The organism is Pseudomonas sp. B33.4, from assembly GCF_034555375.1.
Lineage (GTDB): Bacteria > Pseudomonadota > Gammaproteobacteria > Pseudomonadales > Pseudomonadaceae > Aquipseudomonas.
Genome location: NZ_CP140706.1, coordinates 5,500,486 through 5,517,978 on the forward strand (window position 1 = coordinate 5,500,486; position 17,493 = coordinate 5,517,978).

Below are 17,493 nucleotides of genomic sequence, written 5' to 3' on the forward strand. Positions count from 1 at the left end.
ACTCACCACTCAAAGGAAGGGCCCCTATCGTGACTGCCATCAAACTGATCGTTGGCCTGGGAAATCCAGGCGCTGAATACGACCAGACCCGGCATAACGCAGGGGCCCTTTTTGTTGAGCGCATCGCCCACGCACAGAATGTGAATCTTGTGGCCGATCGCAAATATTTCGGCCTGACCGGGCGCTATTCGCACCAGGGTCAGGATGTTCGTCTGCTGATTCCCACCACCTACATGAACCGCAGCGGCCAGGCCGTGGCGGCACTCGCCGGTTTCTTCCGCATCAAGCCTGAAGAAATCCTCGTGGCGCATGACGAACTCGACTTGCCTCCGGGCGTTGCCAAGCTCAAGCAGGGCGGCGGCCATGGCGGTCACAACGGGTTGCGCGACATCATTGCGCAACTGGGCAATCAGAATACGTTCTACCGCCTGCGGCTTGGCATTGGCCACCCGGGCGTCGCCAGTATGGTTTCAAATTTCGTCCTGGGTCGTGCGCCACGCGCCGAACAGGAAAAACTCGATGCCAGCATCGACTTTGCCCTCGGCGTGCTGCCGGATATCCTCGCCGGTGAATGGAACCGCGCGATGAAAAACCTGCACAGCCAGAAGGCCTGACTCTACTCCGAGGGGAAACACCATGGGATTCAATTGCGGCATCGTCGGCCTGCCTAACGTCGGCAAGTCCACCCTGTTCAACGCCCTGACCAAATCCGGTATCGCGGCCGAGAACTTCCCCTTCTGCACCATCGAGCCGAACAGCGGCATCGTGCCGATGCCGGATCCGCGTCTGGAAGCCCTGGCGGCCATCGTCAATCCGAAGCGCATCCTGCCGACCACCATGGAATTCGTCGACATCGCAGGCCTGGTGGCCGGCGCCTCGAAAGGTGAAGGCCTGGGCAACAAGTTCCTCGCCAACATCCGTGAGACTGACGCGATCGCTCACGTGGTGCGCTGCTTCGAAGACGAAAACGTGATCCACGTTTCCAACAGCGTTGACCCGAAGCGCGACATCGAAATCATCGACCTGGAACTGATCTTCGCCGACCTCGACAGCTGCGAGAAGCAACTGCAGAAAGTTGCGCGTAACGCCAAGGGTGGTGACAAGGACGCTGTGGTTCAGAAAGCATTGCTTGAGCAACTGATCGCGCACTTCACCGAAGCCAAGCCGGCGCGCAGCCTGATGAAGAACATGAGCGCTGACGAAAAAGCGGTGATCAAGGGCTTCCACCTGCTGACCACCAAACCGGTCATGTACATCGCCAACGTCGCTGAAGACGGTTTCGAGAACAACCCGCACCTGGACGTGGTTCGCGCCATTGCCGAAGAAGAAGGCGCCATGGTCGTTCCGGTCTGCAACAAGATCGAAGCAGAAATCGCCGAACTCGATGACGGCGAAGAGAAGGACATGTTCCTTGAGGCTCTGGGCCTGGAAGAGCCTGGCCTGAACCGCGTGATCCGCGCTGGCTACGAAATGCTGCACCTGCAGACCTACTTCACCGCCGGTGTTGAAGAAGTCCGCGCCTGGACCGTCAAAGTCGGTGCCACCGCACCACAAGCTGCTGGCGTGATCCACACCGACTTCGAGAAAGGCTTCATCCGCGCCGAAGTGATCGCCTACAACGACTTCATCCAGTACAAGGGCGAAGCCGGTACCAAAGAAGCCGGTAAATGGCGTCTGGAAGGCAAGGATTACATCGTCAAGGACGGCGACGTGATGCACTTCCGCTTCAACGTGTAAGCGTTACGCCCAAGAAAAAGCCGCGTTTGATACGCGGCTTTTTTGTGCCTGAGACATTGTCCGCCACACCACCAATCCCCTGTAGGAGTGAGCCTGCTCGCGATAGCGTTTTATCAGCTACAGATGTGCTGACTGACACACCGCTATCGCGAGCAGGCTCACTCCTACAATGGGTAATGTGTGAATCAGGCCTTTTTGGTACGCGGCAAAAAGATCGCCAACACGCCAAACAACGGCAGGAACGAGCACAGGAAATACACGTACTCGATCCCGTGAATATCCGCCAGATGCCCCAGCAGCGCAGCGCCGATCCCGCCAAACCCGAACATCAAACCAAAGAACACCCCGGCAATCATCCCGACATTGCCCGGCACCAGTTCCTGCGCGTACACCACAATCGCTGAAAACGCCGACGCCAGAATGAAGCCGATCACCACGCTGAGGACGGTGGTCCAGAACAGATCGACGTGAGGCATCAGCAACGTGAACGGCGCCACACCGAGGATCGAAAACCAGATCACCGCTTTACGGCCGATCTTGTCGCCAATCGGCCCGCCGAAGAACGTCCCCGCCGCCACTGCACCGAGGAACAGGAACAGGTGCAACTGCGAACTGGCCACCGACAGGTCGAACTTCTCGATCAGGTAGAACGTGAAGTAACTGGTCAGACTGGCCATGTAGAAATACTTCGAAAACACCAACAGCCCCAACACCACCAACGCACTGGTCACCCTGCCCTTCGACAGCCCGTGAGTCGCTGCCTGACCGGCCTTGAGCTTGAACAGATTCAAGTGATGGGCATACCAGCGGCTGATGCGGTACAGCACGAACAGCGCAAACACTGCGAACAAACCGAACCACGCCACATTGGCCTGACCGAACGGAATGATGATCGCCGCCGCGAGCAACGGGCCGAACGCGGAACCGGCGTTGCCGCCAACCTGGAAGGTCGATTGCGCCAGACCAAAACGTCCGCCCGAGGCCAGCCGGGCAATCCGCGAGGCTTCAGGGTGGAACGTCGAGGAACCAATACCGATCAGCGCCGCCGCCAGCAGAATCAACGGAAAACTGCCGACCATCGACATCATCACAATGCCGATCAGCGTACAGATCGAACCGGCCGGCAACAGCCACGGTTTCGGATGCCGATCGGTGTGATAACCGACCCACGGCTGCAACAGCGAAGCGGTCAGTTGAAAGGTCAGGGTGATCAGGCCGACCTGAGTAAACGTCAGGCCGTAATTGGCCTTGAGCATCGGATAGATAGAAGGCAAAACCGACTGGATCAGGTCGTTGATCAAATGCGCCAGCGCCACTGCGCCGATGATACGCATCACCAAAGGACTGCTCTGGGGAGCAGCGGGCGCCGAGGCAGCGGCGGTCTGAACGTTGCTGATAGCCATGGGAATTTCCGGACAGCAGATGAGTGCACACAGGCAGGTGCGTCAATGTGCCATTTTTCAGTGCGTCAGCGCCATCCCCTTAGCCAGCTAACTAACTGACCTACCCGAATCATGTTGGAGCTGCCGCAGGCTGCGATCTTCTGATCTTGCCGTTAAAAAACAGATCAAAAGATCGCAGCCTTCGGCAGCTCCTACAGGGGATGCGTGATTGCACAACGCCATGGTCTGAATCTTGCCTTGCTTCTCCCCTTGAACGCGAGCGCCTTACAAAGGCGCCCGACAATGGGAAGTTTCGCTACAGAGCCGGCCTACAGAGCGGGCGAGAGTGAACTTTCGAGGCCTTTTAGCAGGGCACAACATCCAGGTCGCACGACCGCGATGCACGCCATTGGTGCGTGGTGTCCAGAGGAGTCATGGGGCATGCAGGCTTTCCTTTCACCGGGGATCAAATTGCTGGGGCGGTTTGGCTTCGCAGGTAAATTCCAGTTGTTGTTTCTGCTGTTCATTCTGCCGTTGGCCGGCAGCCTGTTGATGATCGGCCAGGACTATCGCGACAAACTCAACCTGATTTCCGGCGAACGTGCCGGCGTGCGGCAGTTGCTCGCGCTGGATGCGCTGGACAACCTGCTCGCCGCGCAACGTGACCGCGCCGCCCGTTGGCGCGCCACCGAAACCAATCGCCAACCGACGCCCGCTACCCTCGCCGCGATGGGCGCGTTTGACGCAGTGCAACCGGCAGTTCTGCAAGCCACCACAGATTTGGGCAACGCGTTGAAAAACGAAGGCGCGGAAGGCGAAACCCTCACTCGCTATCAAGCGCTGCAAACTGCATTGAACAGTCTGGATTCGAAAAGCCTCAGCAGCGTCGGCTGGTGGCCAGACGGTTACGACCGTTTCACCAACGCCCTCAGCGCCCTGCAAGCGTTGCGCGAGCAGATCGTCATGGACAACCGCCTGACCCTCGCGCCGTGGCTGGAAACCTATCTGCTCACGCAGATATCCACGCAACACGCGCCGGACCTGATCGAACGGGTCGGACGCCTTGCTGCGGTCGGCCAGGCCTCGGTCGTCTCTGGCCAATTCACCCTGCAAAGCCGTTTGCAGTTGCGCGATCTGCGCAGCCGCATCGGCGATGCCCGCGAGCAACTGGTCAAAACCGCCACGCTGCTCGAAGCACGCCTGCCGAAAGATCAACAGAGCTGGGCCAGCCAATACCATGACAGCCTGAAACGCCTTGATAGCGGCCTGAAGGTGCTGGATGACGGCGTGTTCGGCGGCAGCATCACGCTCAAACCGGACGAATTTGAACGCAACCTCGATGCCCTGCTGACCGACCTCGCCGCCCTGCGCCAGCAGTCGCTGGTGTCGCTGGACCAACGACTGGATGCCTACCACCGCTCGGCGATCCGTCAGTTCATTATCGTCGCAGCCATTTTCGGCTGCCTGCTGCTCGCGGCGCTGTATCTGTTTGTCTGCCTGCAAGCCTCGATCCGCCGCAGCGCCAGCGGCATCACCCTGCTCGCCGAAGCCCTGCGCGATGGCAACCTCAGTCTGCAAGTGCCCGTCGTGGGCCGAGATGAATTGGCGGCGATCAGCACCGCACTCAACGTTGCCGTGGTGCAACTGCGCACGAGCATGCTCGGCGTTGATCACGAAACCTCACAACTGAGCCACGCCGTACGCAGCCTCAACGAACACTCCAGTGGCGCTCTCGGCGAAGTCGAAGCGCAACAATTGCAGATCAGCCAGATCGCCGCCGCCGCTACGCAATTGGCCGCGACCTCGCAAGGCGTGGCGCAAAGCTGCGAACAGGCTTCCGGCAGCGCCCAACACACCCGGCGCATTGCCGCCGACAGCAGCCGCGACAGCCTGCGCACCACCGCGAGTATTCAACAACTCAATCAACGCTTGAACGACACCGCTGCAGCGCTGGGCCGGGTCAGCGAGCAAGGCCAGCAGATTCAATTGGTGGTCGACACCATTCGTGGCGTCGCCGAACAGACCAATCTGCTCGCGCTCAACGCCGCTATCGAAGCTGCGCGAGCCGGTGAGCAGGGTCGCGGTTTCGCCGTAGTCGCCGATGAAGTGCGCAGCCTGTCACAGCGCACACAATCTTCGACAGCGCAGATCGCCGGCACCGTCGACAGCCTGCGCGCGACGGTCAATGAAGCCGTGAGCTTGATGGAAGCGGCGTGCGGCCAGGCGCAAACCGATGCCGAGTCGGTCACCGGTCTCGGTGAACGCCTGGGCGAAATCGCCAGCGCCGTGCAGAGCGTCACCGATACCCTCGCGCAGATCGCCACAGCCGTTGAAGAACAAGCGAGTACCGCCGATGAAGTCAGCGGCAATATTCAGCAGGTCGATCAGGCGGCCGTGCGTTTGCTTGAAGGCGCACGGGCGGTAAACCTTGCCGCAGACACCCTCAGCCAGGGCAGTAAAGCGCTGAGCGACAACACCGCGCGTTTCCGCCTCAGTTGATCACGGCCTCAGGAAAGTCCGTTTCCAGCTCAGCCTTGAGCCATTGAATAAACCACGCCACGTCCGCCGAAAGTTCGGCGGACGGCGTCAGCACCCGATAGCTCTCAAGCTTCACCTGAGCGTCGACCGCACGCACCAGTTTGCCGCTGGCGAGTTCATGGCGCACCAGCACCTCATTGGCCAGCGCGATGCCCTGCCCGCTCTCGGCCACGGACAGCGCGTGATCGTTGTTGACGTAGAGCATGTCGGAATTGAGATGAATATCGAGGTCGTGGGCGGCGAACCACAGGTTCCACCATTCGCCGTCATCGACGTGGATCAGTTCGTTTCTGACCAGATCGGCCGGGCTGTTGATCGGTGCGATGCTGGCCAGATACGCCGGTGTGCAGATCGGGAAAACCCGAGGACAAATCAGCGCCTCCCGTGAGTCGGCATATTGCCCGTCGAGACCGTAGACGATGCCCAGATCTGCGCTTTTGCCATCCACTTCGGTGAAGGTCGAGTTCGGCTCGATCGCCAGTTTCAATCCCGGGCGCAGATGCCGCAGCGCTTCGATCCTAGGCATTAGCCAGCGCTTGGCAAAACCCGGCACCACCATGATCCGCAACCAGCGCTCGGCATCTTTCGGCTGCGCTTCCTTGCCCGCCTCGATGATCAACTGCAAAGCGGCGCTGATCTTGCGGTGGTACTTGTCCCCCGCCGGGGTCAGGTTGACCCCGCGTGAGGTGCGCTCGAACAGTTGAATACCCAACCAGTCCTCGAGCAACTTCACGTGGCGGCCAATCGCGGGCTGGGTCACGTGCAGGGCTTTCGAGGCTTCGACGTAGCTGCCCAAACGGGCGGCGGCATCAAAGGCGCGCACCGCGTTGAGCGGCGGCAAACGGTGGTCGGGCATGATTCCTGGCGCCTTCGGCTGTTAAATTAACTAACACCTGCCATGTTTAAATTGAAGTGTCGCGCCGCGCAAGCCCTGGCTGATAATCGAGCCACAGCAGAACAAAAAAACAGCTGGTTTCACACCCGAACGCAATCTCGATCCTGCCCAAAAAAATAATATCCATGGCCCGACGGCAACGCTTTGCAAAGCGAGTCGCAGGCGATGGGGGAATCGGAGGTAACGCATGAATGCCCTGCATTCGCTGCAAACGCTGGCGGTCTCGATCCGCTCAGTGCGCAAGGTTTACGGTGATCCGCAGACCGGTCCGGTGGCGCTGAAAAGCATCGACCTGGACATCCGCGACAACGAATTCTTCACCCTTCTCGGCCCATCCGGCTGCGGCAAGACCACGTTGCTGCGGATGATCGCCGGTTTCGAATTTCCCACCGAAGGCGAGATCCTGCTCTACGGCGAAAACATCGCTGATCGCCCGCCGTTCCAGCGGCCGGTCAACACGGTGTTCCAGCATTACGCGCTGTTCCCGCACATGACCATCGCCGAGAACCTCGCCTTCGGGCTTGAATCGCACCCAATGGGCAAAGTTCTGACCAAGGCGCAAATCGCCGAGCGTGTGCGCGAGATGTTGGCGTTGGTGCAGATGGAACGCTTCGCCAATCGCAAACCGGCGCAACTGTCGGGCGGTCAGCAGCAACGCGTCGCTCTCGCCCGCGCCTTGGCACCGCATCCGAAAGTGCTGCTGCTCGATGAGCCGCTGTCGGCACTCGATCTCAAGCTGCGTCAGGCGATGCGCGAAGAGTTGAAAACCATCCAGGCCAAGACCGGCATTACCTTCATTTTCGTCACCCACGACCAGGAAGAAGCGCTGACCATGTCCGACCGCATCGCCGTGCTCTCCGAAGGCGAAGTGCAACAGGTCGGGCGGCCTGAAGATATCTACGAACGCCCGCGTAATCGCTTCGTTGCTGACTTCATCGGCGAAACCAATTTCATCGAAGGCACCGTCACTCGCGTTGAGGACGGGAAGGCGTGGTTCGCCGGGCCGGCGGGGCATCCACTGCCGGCGCAACCGTGCAGCGATGTGCAGGTCGGCGCCAACGTCAGCCTGTCGGTGCGACCTGAGCGTCTGCATCTGGTGCCAGCGGCTACCGAAACCGCGCTGCCGTGCCGGATCGAAGCGCAGATTTATCTGGGGACTGATCTGCAATATCAGGTCAGCCTCAGCGACGGTTCGCGCCTCACTGTGCGTACGCCCAATTGCGTCGACCAGAGCCTGCGCTTTGCCGTCGGCAGTCAGGCCGGTCTGTTGTTCGACCAGGGCAGCGCCAGCGTCCTGCACGATTGAGCCGGAGGAATTGCCATGCACGTCTTACCGATTACCAATACGCTGGAACGCCGCAAGGCCTTCCAGAGTTTCCTCGGGGTCAGCCCGGCGCTGATCGCCATCGGCCTGTTTCTGCTGGTGCCGATTCTGATCGTCATCGGCTATTCGCTGATGGAAGCCAACCCCTACGGCGGGGTCAACAAAGTCTTCAGCAGCGACGCCTACACCTCGCTGCTGTTCGAACGGCAACTGGACGACAGCCTCGCGTTTGCCGACTCGTATCTGATCATCGCCCTGCGTTCGATCGGCATCGCCGCGCTGACCACCATCATCACCTTGCTGATCGGTTTTCCGGTGGCGGTGTGGCTGGCGATGCAGCCAGCGCACCGACGCGGTTTGCTGATCTTTCTGATCACCGTGCCGTTCTGGGCCAACCTGCTGATCCGCACTTACGCGTGGATTCTGCTGCTGCGTAACACCGGTGTGATCAACAACAGCCTGATGGGCATGGGCGTGATCCACGAACCGTTGCAGCTGTTGTACACCGACGGCGCGGTGCTGCTGGGCCTGGTTTACACCTACGCGCCGTTCGTGGTGTTGCCGATCTACGCGACGCTGGAAAAGATGGATATCCGCCTGCTCGAAGCCGCGCAGGATCTCTACGCCGGCCGCGTGCGCACCTTACGCAAAGTGGTGTTACCGATCGCCAAACCGGGAATTCTCGCCGGCGCCATCCTCACTTTCGTACCGTGCCTGGGCGCGATGATCGCCCCGGAATTGCTCGGTGGCGGCACGCGGATGATGCTCGGCAATCTGATCTTCCGGCAGTTCAGCGATGCGCGTAACTGGCCGTTTGGTGCAGCGCTGTCGCTGGTGCTGATGGCTGCGGTGATGCTGGTACTGACCGTGTATGCCCTGCGCGCCGAGCGCCAGCGCATCGCCAAAGGAGGTGCGTGATGATCGGCCTATTCAAACGCAAAGGGCTGGGTGTGCAGGACTTCCCCGGCTTCGGCGGCTTCAGTTTTCTGTTCTATCTGTACCTGTATGCGCCGATCGTGGTGCTGGTGGTGTTCTCGTTCAACGCCAATCAATCGGCGACGGTGTGGACCGGTTTCAGCTTCGATTGGTATCGCGCCGCGTTCGCCAATCAGGCCTTGCGCCAGGCAGCCGGCAACAGCCTGTTGATCGCCGTTTGCGCGAGCATGATCGCCACCGCGATTGCCACTCTCGCCGCCCTCGGCACCTCGCGCGGCGCCAAGTTCAAGGGCCTGCAATTGTCGATGGGCGCGATCATGTTGCCGCTGGTGTTGCCGGAAATTGTCGTCGGTGTGGCGACGCTGGCGCTGTTCTCGACCATCGGTCTGTCGCTGGGCTACGGCAACCTGATCATCGCGCACACGGTGTTCTGCATTCCCTTCGCCTACCTGCCGATTCGTGCACGGCTGAACGATATGGACCTGTCGCTGGAACAAGCCTCGGCCGACCTCTACGCCGGCCCATGGCGAACCTTTCGCAAAGTGACTTTGCCGCTGCTGATGCCGGGGATTTTCTCCGGGCTGATGCTGGCCTTCATCGTCTCGCTGGATAACTTCGTGATCTCGATGATGGTCTCGCAGGCCGGCACCACCACCCTGCCGATCTTCATTTTCGGCCTGCTACGGATGGGTGTGACACCCGACGTCAACGCCGTGTCGACGCTGATCCTCGGCGTCTCGGTGCTGTTCGTCAGCCTCTCTTACCTGTTGGGCAAAAAGAACGCCTGAACCTTCTACGACCTGTGGGGAAATAGCATGAGCAAGTGGATAAAAAGCGTTGGCACTTCGTTGTTTCTGACTGTGCCGCTGGCGATGATGGGCAGTGTTCAGGCCGCCGAGAAACTCAACGTGGTGAGCTGGAGCGGCTACTTTTCGCCGGAGATTCTTGCCAAGTTCCAGAAGCAGACCGGCATCGAAGTCACCGTCGATTCCTATGATTCCAACGAGACCTTATTGGCGAAACTGAAACAGGGCGGCGCCGGTTATGACGTGGCGATTCCGTCGCACCAGTTCGTGCCGATCCTGATCAAGGAAAACCTGCTGGAACGCTTCGACCCGGTCAAAGAGCCTTACTACGCCAGCGTTGTGGATAACCTGAAAAAACCGAGCTGGGACCCGGAAGGCGCGTATTCGGTGCCGTTCATCTGGGGCACCACCAGCGTCGTGCTCGATTCCGCGCGCTACAAAGGTCCGGCCGACAGCTACAAGGTTTTGTATGAGCCGCCAGCCGAGTTGCAGGGGCGCATCAACATGTTCGATTCGGTCAGCGACATGGTCGACATGGCCAGCCTCTATCTGAACATTCCGCTGTGCAGCGAAGACCCGAAACAGATGCAGCAGGTGCTGACGCTGCTCAAGGCGCAGAAGCCATTCGTGAAAACCTACAGCTCCAAGGCCGGCTCGATTCGCGAGAACCTCGCCTCGGGTGAAATCGACATGTCGATGTTCTGGGGCGGTTCGTCGATGCGTGCTCGTGAGATGAAACCGACGCTGAAATACCTCTACCCGAAAGAAGGCGTGCTGGCCTGGGTCGACAACATGGTCATCCCTGCCGGCAGCAAAAATCCGGCGAATGCCAAGGCGTTCATCGCCTTCCTCAGCCAACCGGAAAACTCGGCGATGACGCAGAATTTCCTCAAGCACCAGAGCCCGATCAAAGGCGTCGAACCGTTCCTCGACGCAGCGCTCAAGGATGCCCCGGAATTGCACATTCCCGAAGGGACGAATGTGGTGTTCAGCAAGACTTGCGGCGAAGGCGCGATCCGCCTCGCTGACCGTCTCTGGACCAACCTGATGCGTTGATCGCTACCGCCCCGTCGCACTGGCGGGGCGCTTTTCCAGCCGTCTGAAAGGCCGCTTGCAATGAACTCTAATAACATCAGCGAACTGGTCCTGTTGCAGGCCCATGAACTCGCCGAACGCATCCGCCTGCGTCAGGTTTCCTGCCGGGAAGTGATGCAGACTTACCTTGCCCATATCGAACGCTTCAACCCGTTGGTCAATGCGTTGATCAGCCTGCAATCACCGGAACATCTGCTAGCTCAGGCCGATGAACGCGACGCCGAACTGGCGCGTGGCCAATACCGTGGCTGGATGCATGGCTTGCCTCATGCGATCAAGGATCTGTCGCTGACCCAAGGCATCCGCACCACGCTGGGGTCGCCGCTGTACAAGGACTTTGTGCCTGAGCGCGACGGCATCATGGTCGAGCGGATCAAGGCTGCTGGGGCGATCATTATCGGCAAGACCAACACCCCGGAATTCGGCCTCGGTTCACAAAGCTACAACCCGTTGTTTGGTGCAACTGCTTGCGCGTATGACCCGAGCAAAACCGCAGGCGGCAGTAGCGGTGGCGCGGCGGCGGCGCTGGCGATGCATCTGGTGCCGGTGGCGGATGGCAGCGACATGATGGGTTCGCTGCGCAATCCGGCGGCGTTTAACAACATCTTTGGGTTTCGTCCGTCGCAGGGGCGTGTGCCGTTTGATGACAGCGCGGATCTGTTTTTTGATCAGCTCGGTTATGAGGGGCCGATGGCGCGCAGCGTGAAGGATGCGGCGTTGCTGTTGTCGGTGCAGGCCGGGGGCGATGCGCGGGCGCCGCTGTCCATTGCTGAATCCGGTGAGGCGTTTGCGGCACCGCTGGAGCGTGACTTCAAAGGCACGCGGTTGGGTTGGCTGGGTAACTTCGGTGGTTATCTGCCGATGGAGCAAGGCGTGCTGTCTTTGTGTGAGAAGACTTTTGCCGACTTTGAGAGCCTTGGCTGCCACGTTGAGTCGGTTCAGCCGGGTTTCGCGCCTGAGCGGCTGTGGAGCAGTTGGCGGACATTGCGGCACTGGATGGTCGCGGGATCGTTGGGCGCGACGTATGCCGATCCGCAGAAACGCGCGTTGTTGAAACCGGAAGCGATCTGGGAAGTGGAAAACGGCTTGAAGCTGTCGGCCAGCGAAGTGTTCGCGGCCTCGGTGGTGCGCAGCGATTGGTATCGGGCAATCTCGAAGTTGTTCGAACGCTACGACTATCTGTTGTTGCCAAGCGCCCAGGTGTTCCCGTTCGATAAAACCCAGCCGTGGCCAACGTCTATCGAAGGCGTGGCGATGGACACGTATCACCGCTGGATGGAGGTGGTCATCCCCGGCACGCTATCGGGTTGCCCGGTCGCCAACGTCCAGGCGGGGTTCAATGCGCAGGGTTTACCGATGGGGCTGCAAATCATCGGCAAGCACCAGGCTGACTTCGCTGTCCTGCAATTGGCGCACGCGTATGAACAGGCCAGTCGCTGGTTCCAACGCTGCCCTTCGCCGCTGTTGAGGCAGTGATTTTGATAAACGGTTGAAAGCGTAGAAAAAATTTTAAATTTACGCTTGACGCTTTTCCATTTCAGGGGAATAATGCGCGCCACTTGGCTACATAGCTCAGTTGGTTAGAGCATAGCATTCATAATGCTGGGGTCCGGGGTTCAAGTCCCTGTGTAGCCACCAAGTACTAAAAACGGCTTACCGAAAGGTAGGCCGTTTTTTTATGCCTCGAAAAAAGTCTCGGTGATCTGTTATTCCGCTGTAATCACCAGACACCCTTTCATCACACGCACTTTGACGTTCTCGTTCACCTCGAATCCCGCTTGCCTCAACCACAGTCCGCGAAGCCTGATCCAGGGCACCGGTTTGGCGGGGCTGTAGGTTTTTTCCTTGGTGTGAACCGGGTAAAAATCAGCGGCGATTTTCAACCGGCGTTCAGTGATGGGGGTTGATGACGTATGATTGGTTTTAGCCATGATTAGCTCCTTCTTAGCTGCTTGTGGTTAGCGGGGCCAGGGTGTTGTCGCACCTTGGTTCCGCGTTCTTTGGGTTACTTCAAACTTCTTTTTCTTCGTTGCTCGCTTTGGTCGCTGCCTGTGCGATCAGGGCGTCGAGCATCTGCGCAATGACCTTCTGCTGGACCTTCGAAAGCTCATTGATGGACTGCAGCCGTCGATACCACGTCGAGGTCAAGCTGCGTCTGGGCGTCTCCGTGTAAGAGGGAACGCCGAGCAGGTCTTCAACAGGCACGCGAAGCGCAAATGCCATCTTCACCAGCGTCGTGACCGGCATGCTGCGCGTGCCCTCCTCGTAGCCCTGAAAGGTTTGCCGGGAAAGACCTAAAGCCCGTGCAAACCGAGTCTGTGTGATCTCGTGCACTGTGCGTAAGTGAGCAATGCGACTGCCCATCGCCACCAGAAAATCGCGATCCTCATTGGAAACACTCATGACAATGGCCGACTGAAAATAGAGTTGATTGGCAACGGACTCATCCTTTTCATCTGAAATCCATCCTGGAAAAACAACAGAAAACATCCTCAGGTAAAGGCGCGTAAGTTGTCGACCTGAAAAATCTGTAGGAAAAATTCAGACGCGCCCTCCATCCAAAGCGAAAGACTACAAGCACGAAACACCGTTGGCTCATCTGAACCAATCGCCAATCAACAGTCTGAGAGAGCGCTGTAGGAAACGAGTCCGATTCAGGTACGAATTGGATTTTTTGTAAAACCACCCGCCTGAAACTCACCCCATCGGTTTGCCCGAATCCCCCATTGACCGACAAGCTTCCCTGGCTCGATTCAAAGCCATACAGGGAGTTGGCATGGCTCGATTCAAATCTCTCTTCGATGAAGATTGGCCTTGGGAACGTCCGAGATGGAACGGCTCGTGGGCCGCTTGGAATCCGCCTCCCCCGCCGGAGCCGGTGTACGTCGAAAAGGATGAATGGCCAACGCCCAAGCCCCGCGAAGATCAGGTATTCGCCAAGTCCTGCACTGTGGATAACTGGTGCCGAACGGACGCCGGTACGGCACCCGAACCCGCCAGCAACTTCGGCAAGGTCATGGTCGCCGGCGCCATGCTCTTGCCCTCTGCCAGCACCGCTGTCGCGACAGCGATAGGCGCCGATCTGGCCTTGGGGCGTGTGGCGGGCGGCGGGATTCTGCAACAGCGCCTCAACTGGGCAATTCGCGGCGCTGCTGGGCCGGCCAGCGTGTTCGTCCTCGGGATGCTGCCGACCCGCATGGGCGACGGCACGCTGCACACCGACGAACAACTGCGCCGCATGAGCCGCGCCGCCACTCGTGTGCGCTTCCAGTTTCGGCGTGATGCCGAAGGGGTCATGCAGGTTTACGGCATCCACTCCGGCGCCTCGGGCGATGACTCGGTGCGTACTGTCAAAGTCGAGTGGAATACCGACAAGACTGCGATGGAGGCCAAGCTCAACGGCATTACCATTTTGTGGACGCCGCAGCGCGGGCCACTCGGTTCAATGCCGCCGCTGGTTTATCCCGAACACGGCGAGCAACTGAACACGATCCTTGTTCATCCGATTCCAGAAAACACTGATACCCAGATAGAAGGCCTGCCCGGCAAGGACATTACTGCCGAGGATTGTATTCTGGTGTTCCCGGCGGACACGGGGCTTAAGTCGCTGTATGTGGTGTTTTCGAAACCGGCCAGACTGACGCCGGGTACGGTGACGGGGGTTGGTGAGGATGTATCCGGGGTATGGTTGGAACATGCCCGGACTGGATCTGGCGCACCAATCCCAACCACTATTGCCGACTCACTGAGAGGGCGCGAATACTCTACTTTTGATTCATTCAGACGAGCCTTCTGGACCGCGGTCTCGAGAGATGGTGCGGTAGCCGGGCAGTTTAGCGATGACAGCTTGGAACGTATGCGCAACGGGAAGGCACCGCGAGCTCGCTTGATGGATACGGCGGGCAAGAGGATCTCTCACGAGATTCACCATGTGGAACTGATATCCGAAGGCGGCGAGGTCTATAACGTTGATAACCTGCGGATCCACACGCCAAAAAATCACGTCGAATTACACCAAGAATAGGGAACAGCATGAGCGATCCATTCATCAAGCGCAGCTTTTCGGACTACACCGAACATGACTTCGTTGAATTCGTGGACGAGATTAGAAAAGAAGATAAGGCGCCCACTGATGAGCGTGCAGATGTTTTAGTGCGGCACTTCAACTCTATTGTTGGACATCCAAGCGGGATGGACCTTATTTACTATCCAGAACCCGGAGCTGACACGTCGTCCGCTGGTATAGCTCGTACAGTCGCAGCATGGCGTGCAGCCAACGGACTGCCTGGTTTCAAGCAATAGGTATCGATCGCAAAATATGATCTCTCCTTTTACCAAAAACAGTATTTCGGAGTACACCGAGGCAGAATTTCTGCGTTTTATGCAGGAGATTCGAACAGCCAATAAAAATGCTTCTGACGATGTGCTTGACCCGATGTTAGATCACTTTTGCAGCATCACCGAACATCCAGATGGAACGGACTTGATCTACTACCCAGAAGATGGGGCAGATAACTCCAACGAAGCAATCATCGAAACCGTGAAAAAGTGGCGAGCAGCGAATGGACTTCCGGGCTTCAAGCAATAAGCACCGGGCTCTAATGACCCCGAAGCAAGATGTAAATGTCCACAGGGAAGATAGAAATGGCTACTAGAGAGAATTTTTCGGATTACACGGAACAAGAGTTCATTGAGCTGCTTGAGCGCATCATGGGAAACGATGAAACCGAGGAGGAAGAAAGCAGACTCGTATTTCACTTTAATTCTATTTGCGGACATCCCGAAGGATCCGATTTGATTTTCTATCCGGCCGAGGATGCCGATGACTCTGCGAAAGGCATCACCGAAACCGTGAAAGAGTGGCGCACCGCCAATGGACTTCCGGGTTTCAAGCAATAGGTATCGAACGCAAAATATGCTCTCTCCTTTTACCAAAAGCAGTATTTCGGAGTACACCGAGGGCGAGTTCGTCGCGCTGCTGGAAGAGCTCGCCAAAGAAGATGAAGAAGCTGAAAACGATGATCGTGCTGACATGCTGCTGTTGCACTTCGAGAAAATCAATGAGCACCCAGCAGGTTCGGACCTGATCTACTATCCAGAGTCTGGAGCGGATAACTCCCCCGAGGGTGTAATGCGAATTGTGAAAGACTGGCGAGCGGCGCAGGGATTGCCAGGGTTCAAGGGTGCTTGACAACTCGCCGCTTCATAGAGACGCGTCGCCCGATCAACAGCCGGGACCTGAGCAGGTTTCCAGGACTTCGATAAATTACGGGTTAGCACGCCAAGAACTTACTTATTTTTAGCAGAGGTGACAACTTGGCCAAGAAAATTTCTGACTATAGGGAAGAGCAATTTATTTATCTGCTGCAGCAAATATTCATATCCAACACGGACGGTACGTCAGAGACAGTGCTGGCGGATATGTTAGATAACTTCAGTGAGCTGGCCGAACATCCCGCGGGCACTGACTTGATCTATTGGCCAGAGGATGGGGCGCAATGCTCCCCTGAAGGCATAACGGCGACCGTAAAAGAATGGCGCGCCGCGAATGGACTGCCTGGGTTTAAGCAATAAGTACTAATTTACACCTCGAGATGATCACCGAACTTGTGGCGAGGGGATAAAGCTCCTCACCACAAGGCTATGTCTGACCTACTCACGACAGAGCTAACAACCCCTTCGCCCAGATCTGCCGAGTCCGCAGCCCCACTATCGCCCGCCAATCCGGATCAGCCGGATAAAACTGCTCCAACAAATTCACTTTGATCCCCCTCCCTGTCGCATCCAGCGGATCACCATGCAGATGCAACCAATGGTCATCGCGCAAATGCCGATGCACATCCGGCCCCGGATACGTCCCGCACTCGATCACGAACGGCATCAACTGCACGCCCGGTAAAGCATTGAGCAACGCCTGCGAGGTGTACCCCGTAGCCGTCGCAGCCACTCCGGTTTCGCTCAAGGTATCGGCGCCGGTGTGCAGCGTGTAAAGCCATGGGCCATAAATCGCCTGGGCTTGCGCCAGTGCCGGATAAGGCGCCCGGGTGATGGTCAGCAACATCGGATGGCCGTATTCGCCAGCGCCGGTGTGCAAATCAAAACACATCACGGTTTCAGCGCCAGCCAGATGCGTTTCGATGATTTGATGCAGCGTGCGGTTCGACCAACTCGGCGCACGGCCACCGTAAAACAGTCCATCGGGATGACTGTGCTGACCGCCCTCGACAATCGACATCACTGCCGGCCAGCCATGTTCGTTGATTTGTGCATCGAGCAAGGCATCGGCGCGTTGGCGCTCGGGGCCGTGCAAATCGGTGCAGGCGTAGATTTCATGCAGTGCAGCGTAAGCGCGGTTGTCCGGCAACGGTCCGGCGAAATCGAGGTGATTGCGGTTGAGGTCGATGTTGTCTTCGTTGACCCGACGCAGCCATGCGGTGCCCCATGGGTTGATCAGGTGAACCATGACCACCGCGACATCCCTGGGCAGCGAACCCGGTACGAAGTTTTTCAGCCAATCGATCTGACAATCCGAGCCGTAATAGCCCTCGACCCCGTGCGTGCCGCTGAGCGCTACCAGCCGACGTTTGGCCTGTGGATCACCGAGCACGGCGACGTCGGTGCTCAGGGGCTCACCGAATGGCCCGCAACGCGGATGTACGTAGGAAGTGAGCGCGGCTCCGGCGGCATTGGCGGCGGTGATGAACTGTTCGCGTTGATCGCGGTAGCTGGATTCGGTGGGGAACTCGCTGTGCATTCTTGGCCTCTTGTTGGTTTTGTATT

General features: G+C 58.3%; 19 protein-coding genes and 1 tRNA gene. 15 read left to right on the forward strand and 5 right to left on the reverse strand.

Annotation, left to right across the window (positions count from 1 at the left end; genetic code table 11):
• Nucleotides 1-29 precede the first annotated feature (29 nt).
• Nucleotides 30-614: an aminoacyl-tRNA hydrolase gene (gene pth, locus U6037_RS24250; RefSeq protein ID WP_008079560.1), complete on the forward strand. Its 585-nt coding sequence runs from the start codon at nt 30-32 to the stop codon at nt 612-614.
• Nucleotides 615-636: 22 nt separating this feature from the next.
• A complete protein-coding gene (ychF, locus tag U6037_RS24255) occupies nt 637-1,737 on the forward strand; it encodes a redox-regulated ATPase YchF (RefSeq protein WP_007912904.1) in 1,101 nt (366 codons plus the stop codon).
• Between the two features lie 185 nt (nt 1,738-1,922).
• On the opposite strand, the gene U6037_RS24260 is transcribed toward ychF, so the two are convergent.
• A complete protein-coding gene (locus tag U6037_RS24260) occupies nt 1,923-3,140 on the reverse strand; it encodes an MFS transporter (protein ID WP_095050601.1) in 1,218 nt (405 codons plus the stop codon).
• A 420-nt stretch (nt 3,141-3,560) separates the two neighbouring features.
• Here U6037_RS24260 and U6037_RS24265 point away from each other — a divergent pair, with 420 nt between their 5' ends.
• On the forward strand, nt 3,561-5,618 hold the full coding sequence (locus tag U6037_RS24265; protein ID WP_322844789.1) for a methyl-accepting chemotaxis protein: 2,058 nt from the start codon (nt 3,561-3,563) through the stop codon (nt 5,616-5,618).
• Here the strand turns inward: U6037_RS24265 and U6037_RS24270 are convergent.
• On the reverse strand, nt 5,611-6,513 hold the full coding sequence (locus U6037_RS24270) for a LysR substrate-binding domain-containing protein (protein ID WP_322844790.1): 903 nt from the start codon (nt 6,511-6,513) through the stop codon (nt 5,611-5,613). The two genes, U6037_RS24265 and U6037_RS24270, sit on opposite strands and share 8 nt — an antisense overlap.
• 226 nt (nt 6,514-6,739) lie before the next feature.
• Here U6037_RS24270 and U6037_RS24275 point away from each other — a divergent pair, with 226 nt between their 5' ends.
• The 6 genes from U6037_RS24275 (at nt 6,740) to U6037_RS24300 (ending at nt 12,351) form a co-directional block, all read left to right on the forward strand.
• Nucleotides 6,740-7,858 carry an ABC transporter ATP-binding protein gene (locus U6037_RS24275; RefSeq protein ID WP_322844791.1) on the forward strand — a complete coding sequence of 373 codons (1,119 nt, stop codon included), beginning with the start codon at nt 6,740-6,742 and terminating at the stop codon, nt 7,856-7,858.
• Between the two features lie 15 nt (nt 7,859-7,873).
• Nucleotides 7,874-8,794 carry an ABC transporter permease gene (locus U6037_RS24280; RefSeq protein ID WP_322844792.1) on the forward strand — a complete coding sequence of 307 codons (921 nt, stop codon included), beginning with the start codon at nt 7,874-7,876 and terminating at the stop codon, nt 8,792-8,794.
• Complete coding sequence (locus U6037_RS24285) at nt 8,794-9,600, forward strand: ABC transporter permease (RefSeq protein ID WP_322844793.1); 807 nt, start codon at nt 8,794-8,796, stop codon at nt 9,598-9,600. Before U6037_RS24280 ends, U6037_RS24285 begins: the two co-directional genes overlap by 1 nt.
• Before the next feature lie 27 nt (nt 9,601-9,627).
• A complete protein-coding gene (locus tag U6037_RS24290; protein WP_108226010.1) occupies nt 9,628-10,674 on the forward strand; it encodes an extracellular solute-binding protein in 1,047 nt (348 codons plus the stop codon).
• A gap of 60 nt (nt 10,675-10,734) precedes the next feature.
• Nucleotides 10,735-12,189, forward strand: coding sequence for an amidase (locus U6037_RS24295; RefSeq protein ID WP_322844794.1), 1,455 nt, complete (start codon nt 10,735-10,737; stop codon nt 12,187-12,189).
• Nucleotides 12,190-12,274: 85 nt separating this feature from the next.
• Nucleotides 12,275-12,351: transfer RNA gene (locus tag U6037_RS24300), tRNA-Met, on the forward strand.
• Nucleotides 12,352-12,419: 68 nt separating this feature from the next.
• Here U6037_RS24300 and U6037_RS24305 read toward each other — a convergent pair.
• Nucleotides 12,420-12,644 carry a SymE family type I addiction module toxin gene (locus tag U6037_RS24305; RefSeq protein WP_123535560.1) on the reverse strand — a complete coding sequence of 75 codons (225 nt, stop codon included), beginning with the start codon at nt 12,642-12,644 and terminating at the stop codon, nt 12,420-12,422.
• A 79-nt stretch (nt 12,645-12,723) separates the two neighbouring features.
• Entirely contained in the window at nt 12,724-13,203 is a 480-nt protein-coding gene (locus U6037_RS24310) for a helix-turn-helix transcriptional regulator (protein ID WP_322844795.1), read from the reverse strand.
• Nucleotides 13,204-13,489: 286 nt separating this feature from the next.
• On the opposite strand from U6037_RS24310, the gene U6037_RS24315 reads away from it, so the two are divergent.
• The 6 genes from U6037_RS24315 to U6037_RS24340 all read left to right on the forward strand — a co-directional run bounded on the left by U6037_RS24315 (nt 13,490) and on the right by U6037_RS24340 (nt 16,287).
• Complete coding sequence (locus U6037_RS24315) at nt 13,490-14,737, forward strand: S-type pyocin domain-containing protein (protein WP_322844796.1); 1,248 nt, start codon at nt 13,490-13,492, stop codon at nt 14,735-14,737.
• A gap of 8 nt (nt 14,738-14,745) precedes the next feature.
• A complete protein-coding gene (locus tag U6037_RS24320; RefSeq protein WP_102901122.1) occupies nt 14,746-15,015 on the forward strand; it encodes a bacteriocin immunity protein in 270 nt (89 codons plus the stop codon).
• 16 nt (nt 15,016-15,031) lie between these two features.
• The gene (locus tag U6037_RS24325; RefSeq protein WP_034156050.1) at nt 15,032-15,301 is read left to right on the forward strand and encodes a bacteriocin immunity protein; all 270 of its coding nucleotides are present in this window, start codon (nt 15,032-15,034) and stop codon (nt 15,299-15,301) included.
• 56 nt (nt 15,302-15,357) lie between these two features.
• Nucleotides 15,358-15,612 (forward strand): bacteriocin immunity protein, encoded by a 255-nt coding sequence (locus tag U6037_RS24330; RefSeq protein ID WP_322844797.1) that lies wholly within the window; start codon nt 15,358-15,360, stop codon nt 15,610-15,612.
• 16 nt (nt 15,613-15,628) lie between these two features.
• Nucleotides 15,629-15,904, forward strand: coding sequence for a bacteriocin immunity protein (locus U6037_RS24335; RefSeq protein ID WP_322844798.1), 276 nt, complete (start codon nt 15,629-15,631; stop codon nt 15,902-15,904).
• Between the two features lie 125 nt (nt 15,905-16,029).
• Nucleotides 16,030-16,287, forward strand: a complete 258-nt coding sequence (locus U6037_RS24340; RefSeq protein WP_102901119.1) for a bacteriocin immunity protein — start codon at nt 16,030-16,032, stop codon at nt 16,285-16,287.
• 82 nt (nt 16,288-16,369) lie between these two features.
• On the opposite strand, the gene U6037_RS24345 is transcribed toward U6037_RS24340, so the two are convergent.
• Nucleotides 16,370-17,467 carry a DUF2817 domain-containing protein gene (locus U6037_RS24345; protein ID WP_322844799.1) on the reverse strand — a complete coding sequence of 366 codons (1,098 nt, stop codon included), beginning with the start codon at nt 17,465-17,467 and terminating at the stop codon, nt 16,370-16,372.
• Nucleotides 17,468-17,493: the final 26 nt, after the last annotated feature.

Bases quoted from the DNA above. Each gene is read 5' to 3' on its own strand.
- ychF (WP_007912904.1), top strand. From the start codon at position 637: ATGGGATTCAATTGCGGCATCGTCGGCCTGCCTAACGTCGGCAAGTCC.
- U6037_RS24260 (WP_095050601.1), bottom strand. From the start codon at position 3,140: ATGGCTATCAGCAACGTTCAGACCGCCGCTGCCTCGGCGCCCGCTGCT.
- U6037_RS24265 (WP_322844789.1), top strand. From the start codon at position 3,561: ATGCAGGCTTTCCTTTCACCGGGGATCAAATTGCTGGGGCGGTTTGGC.
- U6037_RS24270 (WP_322844790.1), bottom strand. From the start codon at position 6,513: ATGCCCGACCACCGTTTGCCGCCGCTCAACGCGGTGCGCGCCTTTGAT.
- U6037_RS24275 (WP_322844791.1), top strand. From the start codon at position 6,740: ATGAATGCCCTGCATTCGCTGCAAACGCTGGCGGTCTCGATCCGCTCA.
- U6037_RS24280 (WP_322844792.1), top strand. From the start codon at position 7,874: ATGCACGTCTTACCGATTACCAATACGCTGGAACGCCGCAAGGCCTTC.
- U6037_RS24285 (WP_322844793.1), top strand. From the start codon at position 8,794: ATGATCGGCCTATTCAAACGCAAAGGGCTGGGTGTGCAGGACTTCCCC.
- U6037_RS24290 (WP_108226010.1), top strand. From the start codon at position 9,628: ATGAGCAAGTGGATAAAAAGCGTTGGCACTTCGTTGTTTCTGACTGTG.
- U6037_RS24295 (WP_322844794.1), top strand. From the start codon at position 10,735: ATGAACTCTAATAACATCAGCGAACTGGTCCTGTTGCAGGCCCATGAA.
- U6037_RS24305 (WP_123535560.1), bottom strand. From the start codon at position 12,644: ATGGCTAAAACCAATCATACGTCATCAACCCCCATCACTGAACGCCGG.
- U6037_RS24310 (WP_322844795.1), bottom strand. From the start codon at position 13,203: ATGTTTTCTGTTGTTTTTCCAGGATGGATTTCAGATGAAAAGGATGAG.
- U6037_RS24315 (WP_322844796.1), top strand. From the start codon at position 13,490: ATGGCTCGATTCAAATCTCTCTTCGATGAAGATTGGCCTTGGGAACGT.
- U6037_RS24320 (WP_102901122.1), top strand. From the start codon at position 14,746: ATGAGCGATCCATTCATCAAGCGCAGCTTTTCGGACTACACCGAACAT.
- U6037_RS24325 (WP_034156050.1), top strand. From the start codon at position 15,032: ATGATCTCTCCTTTTACCAAAAACAGTATTTCGGAGTACACCGAGGCA.
- U6037_RS24330 (WP_322844797.1), top strand. From the start codon at position 15,358: ATGGCTACTAGAGAGAATTTTTCGGATTACACGGAACAAGAGTTCATT.
- U6037_RS24335 (WP_322844798.1), top strand. From the start codon at position 15,629: ATGCTCTCTCCTTTTACCAAAAGCAGTATTTCGGAGTACACCGAGGGC.
- U6037_RS24345 (WP_322844799.1), bottom strand. From the start codon at position 17,467: ATGCACAGCGAGTTCCCCACCGAATCCAGCTACCGCGATCAACGCGAA.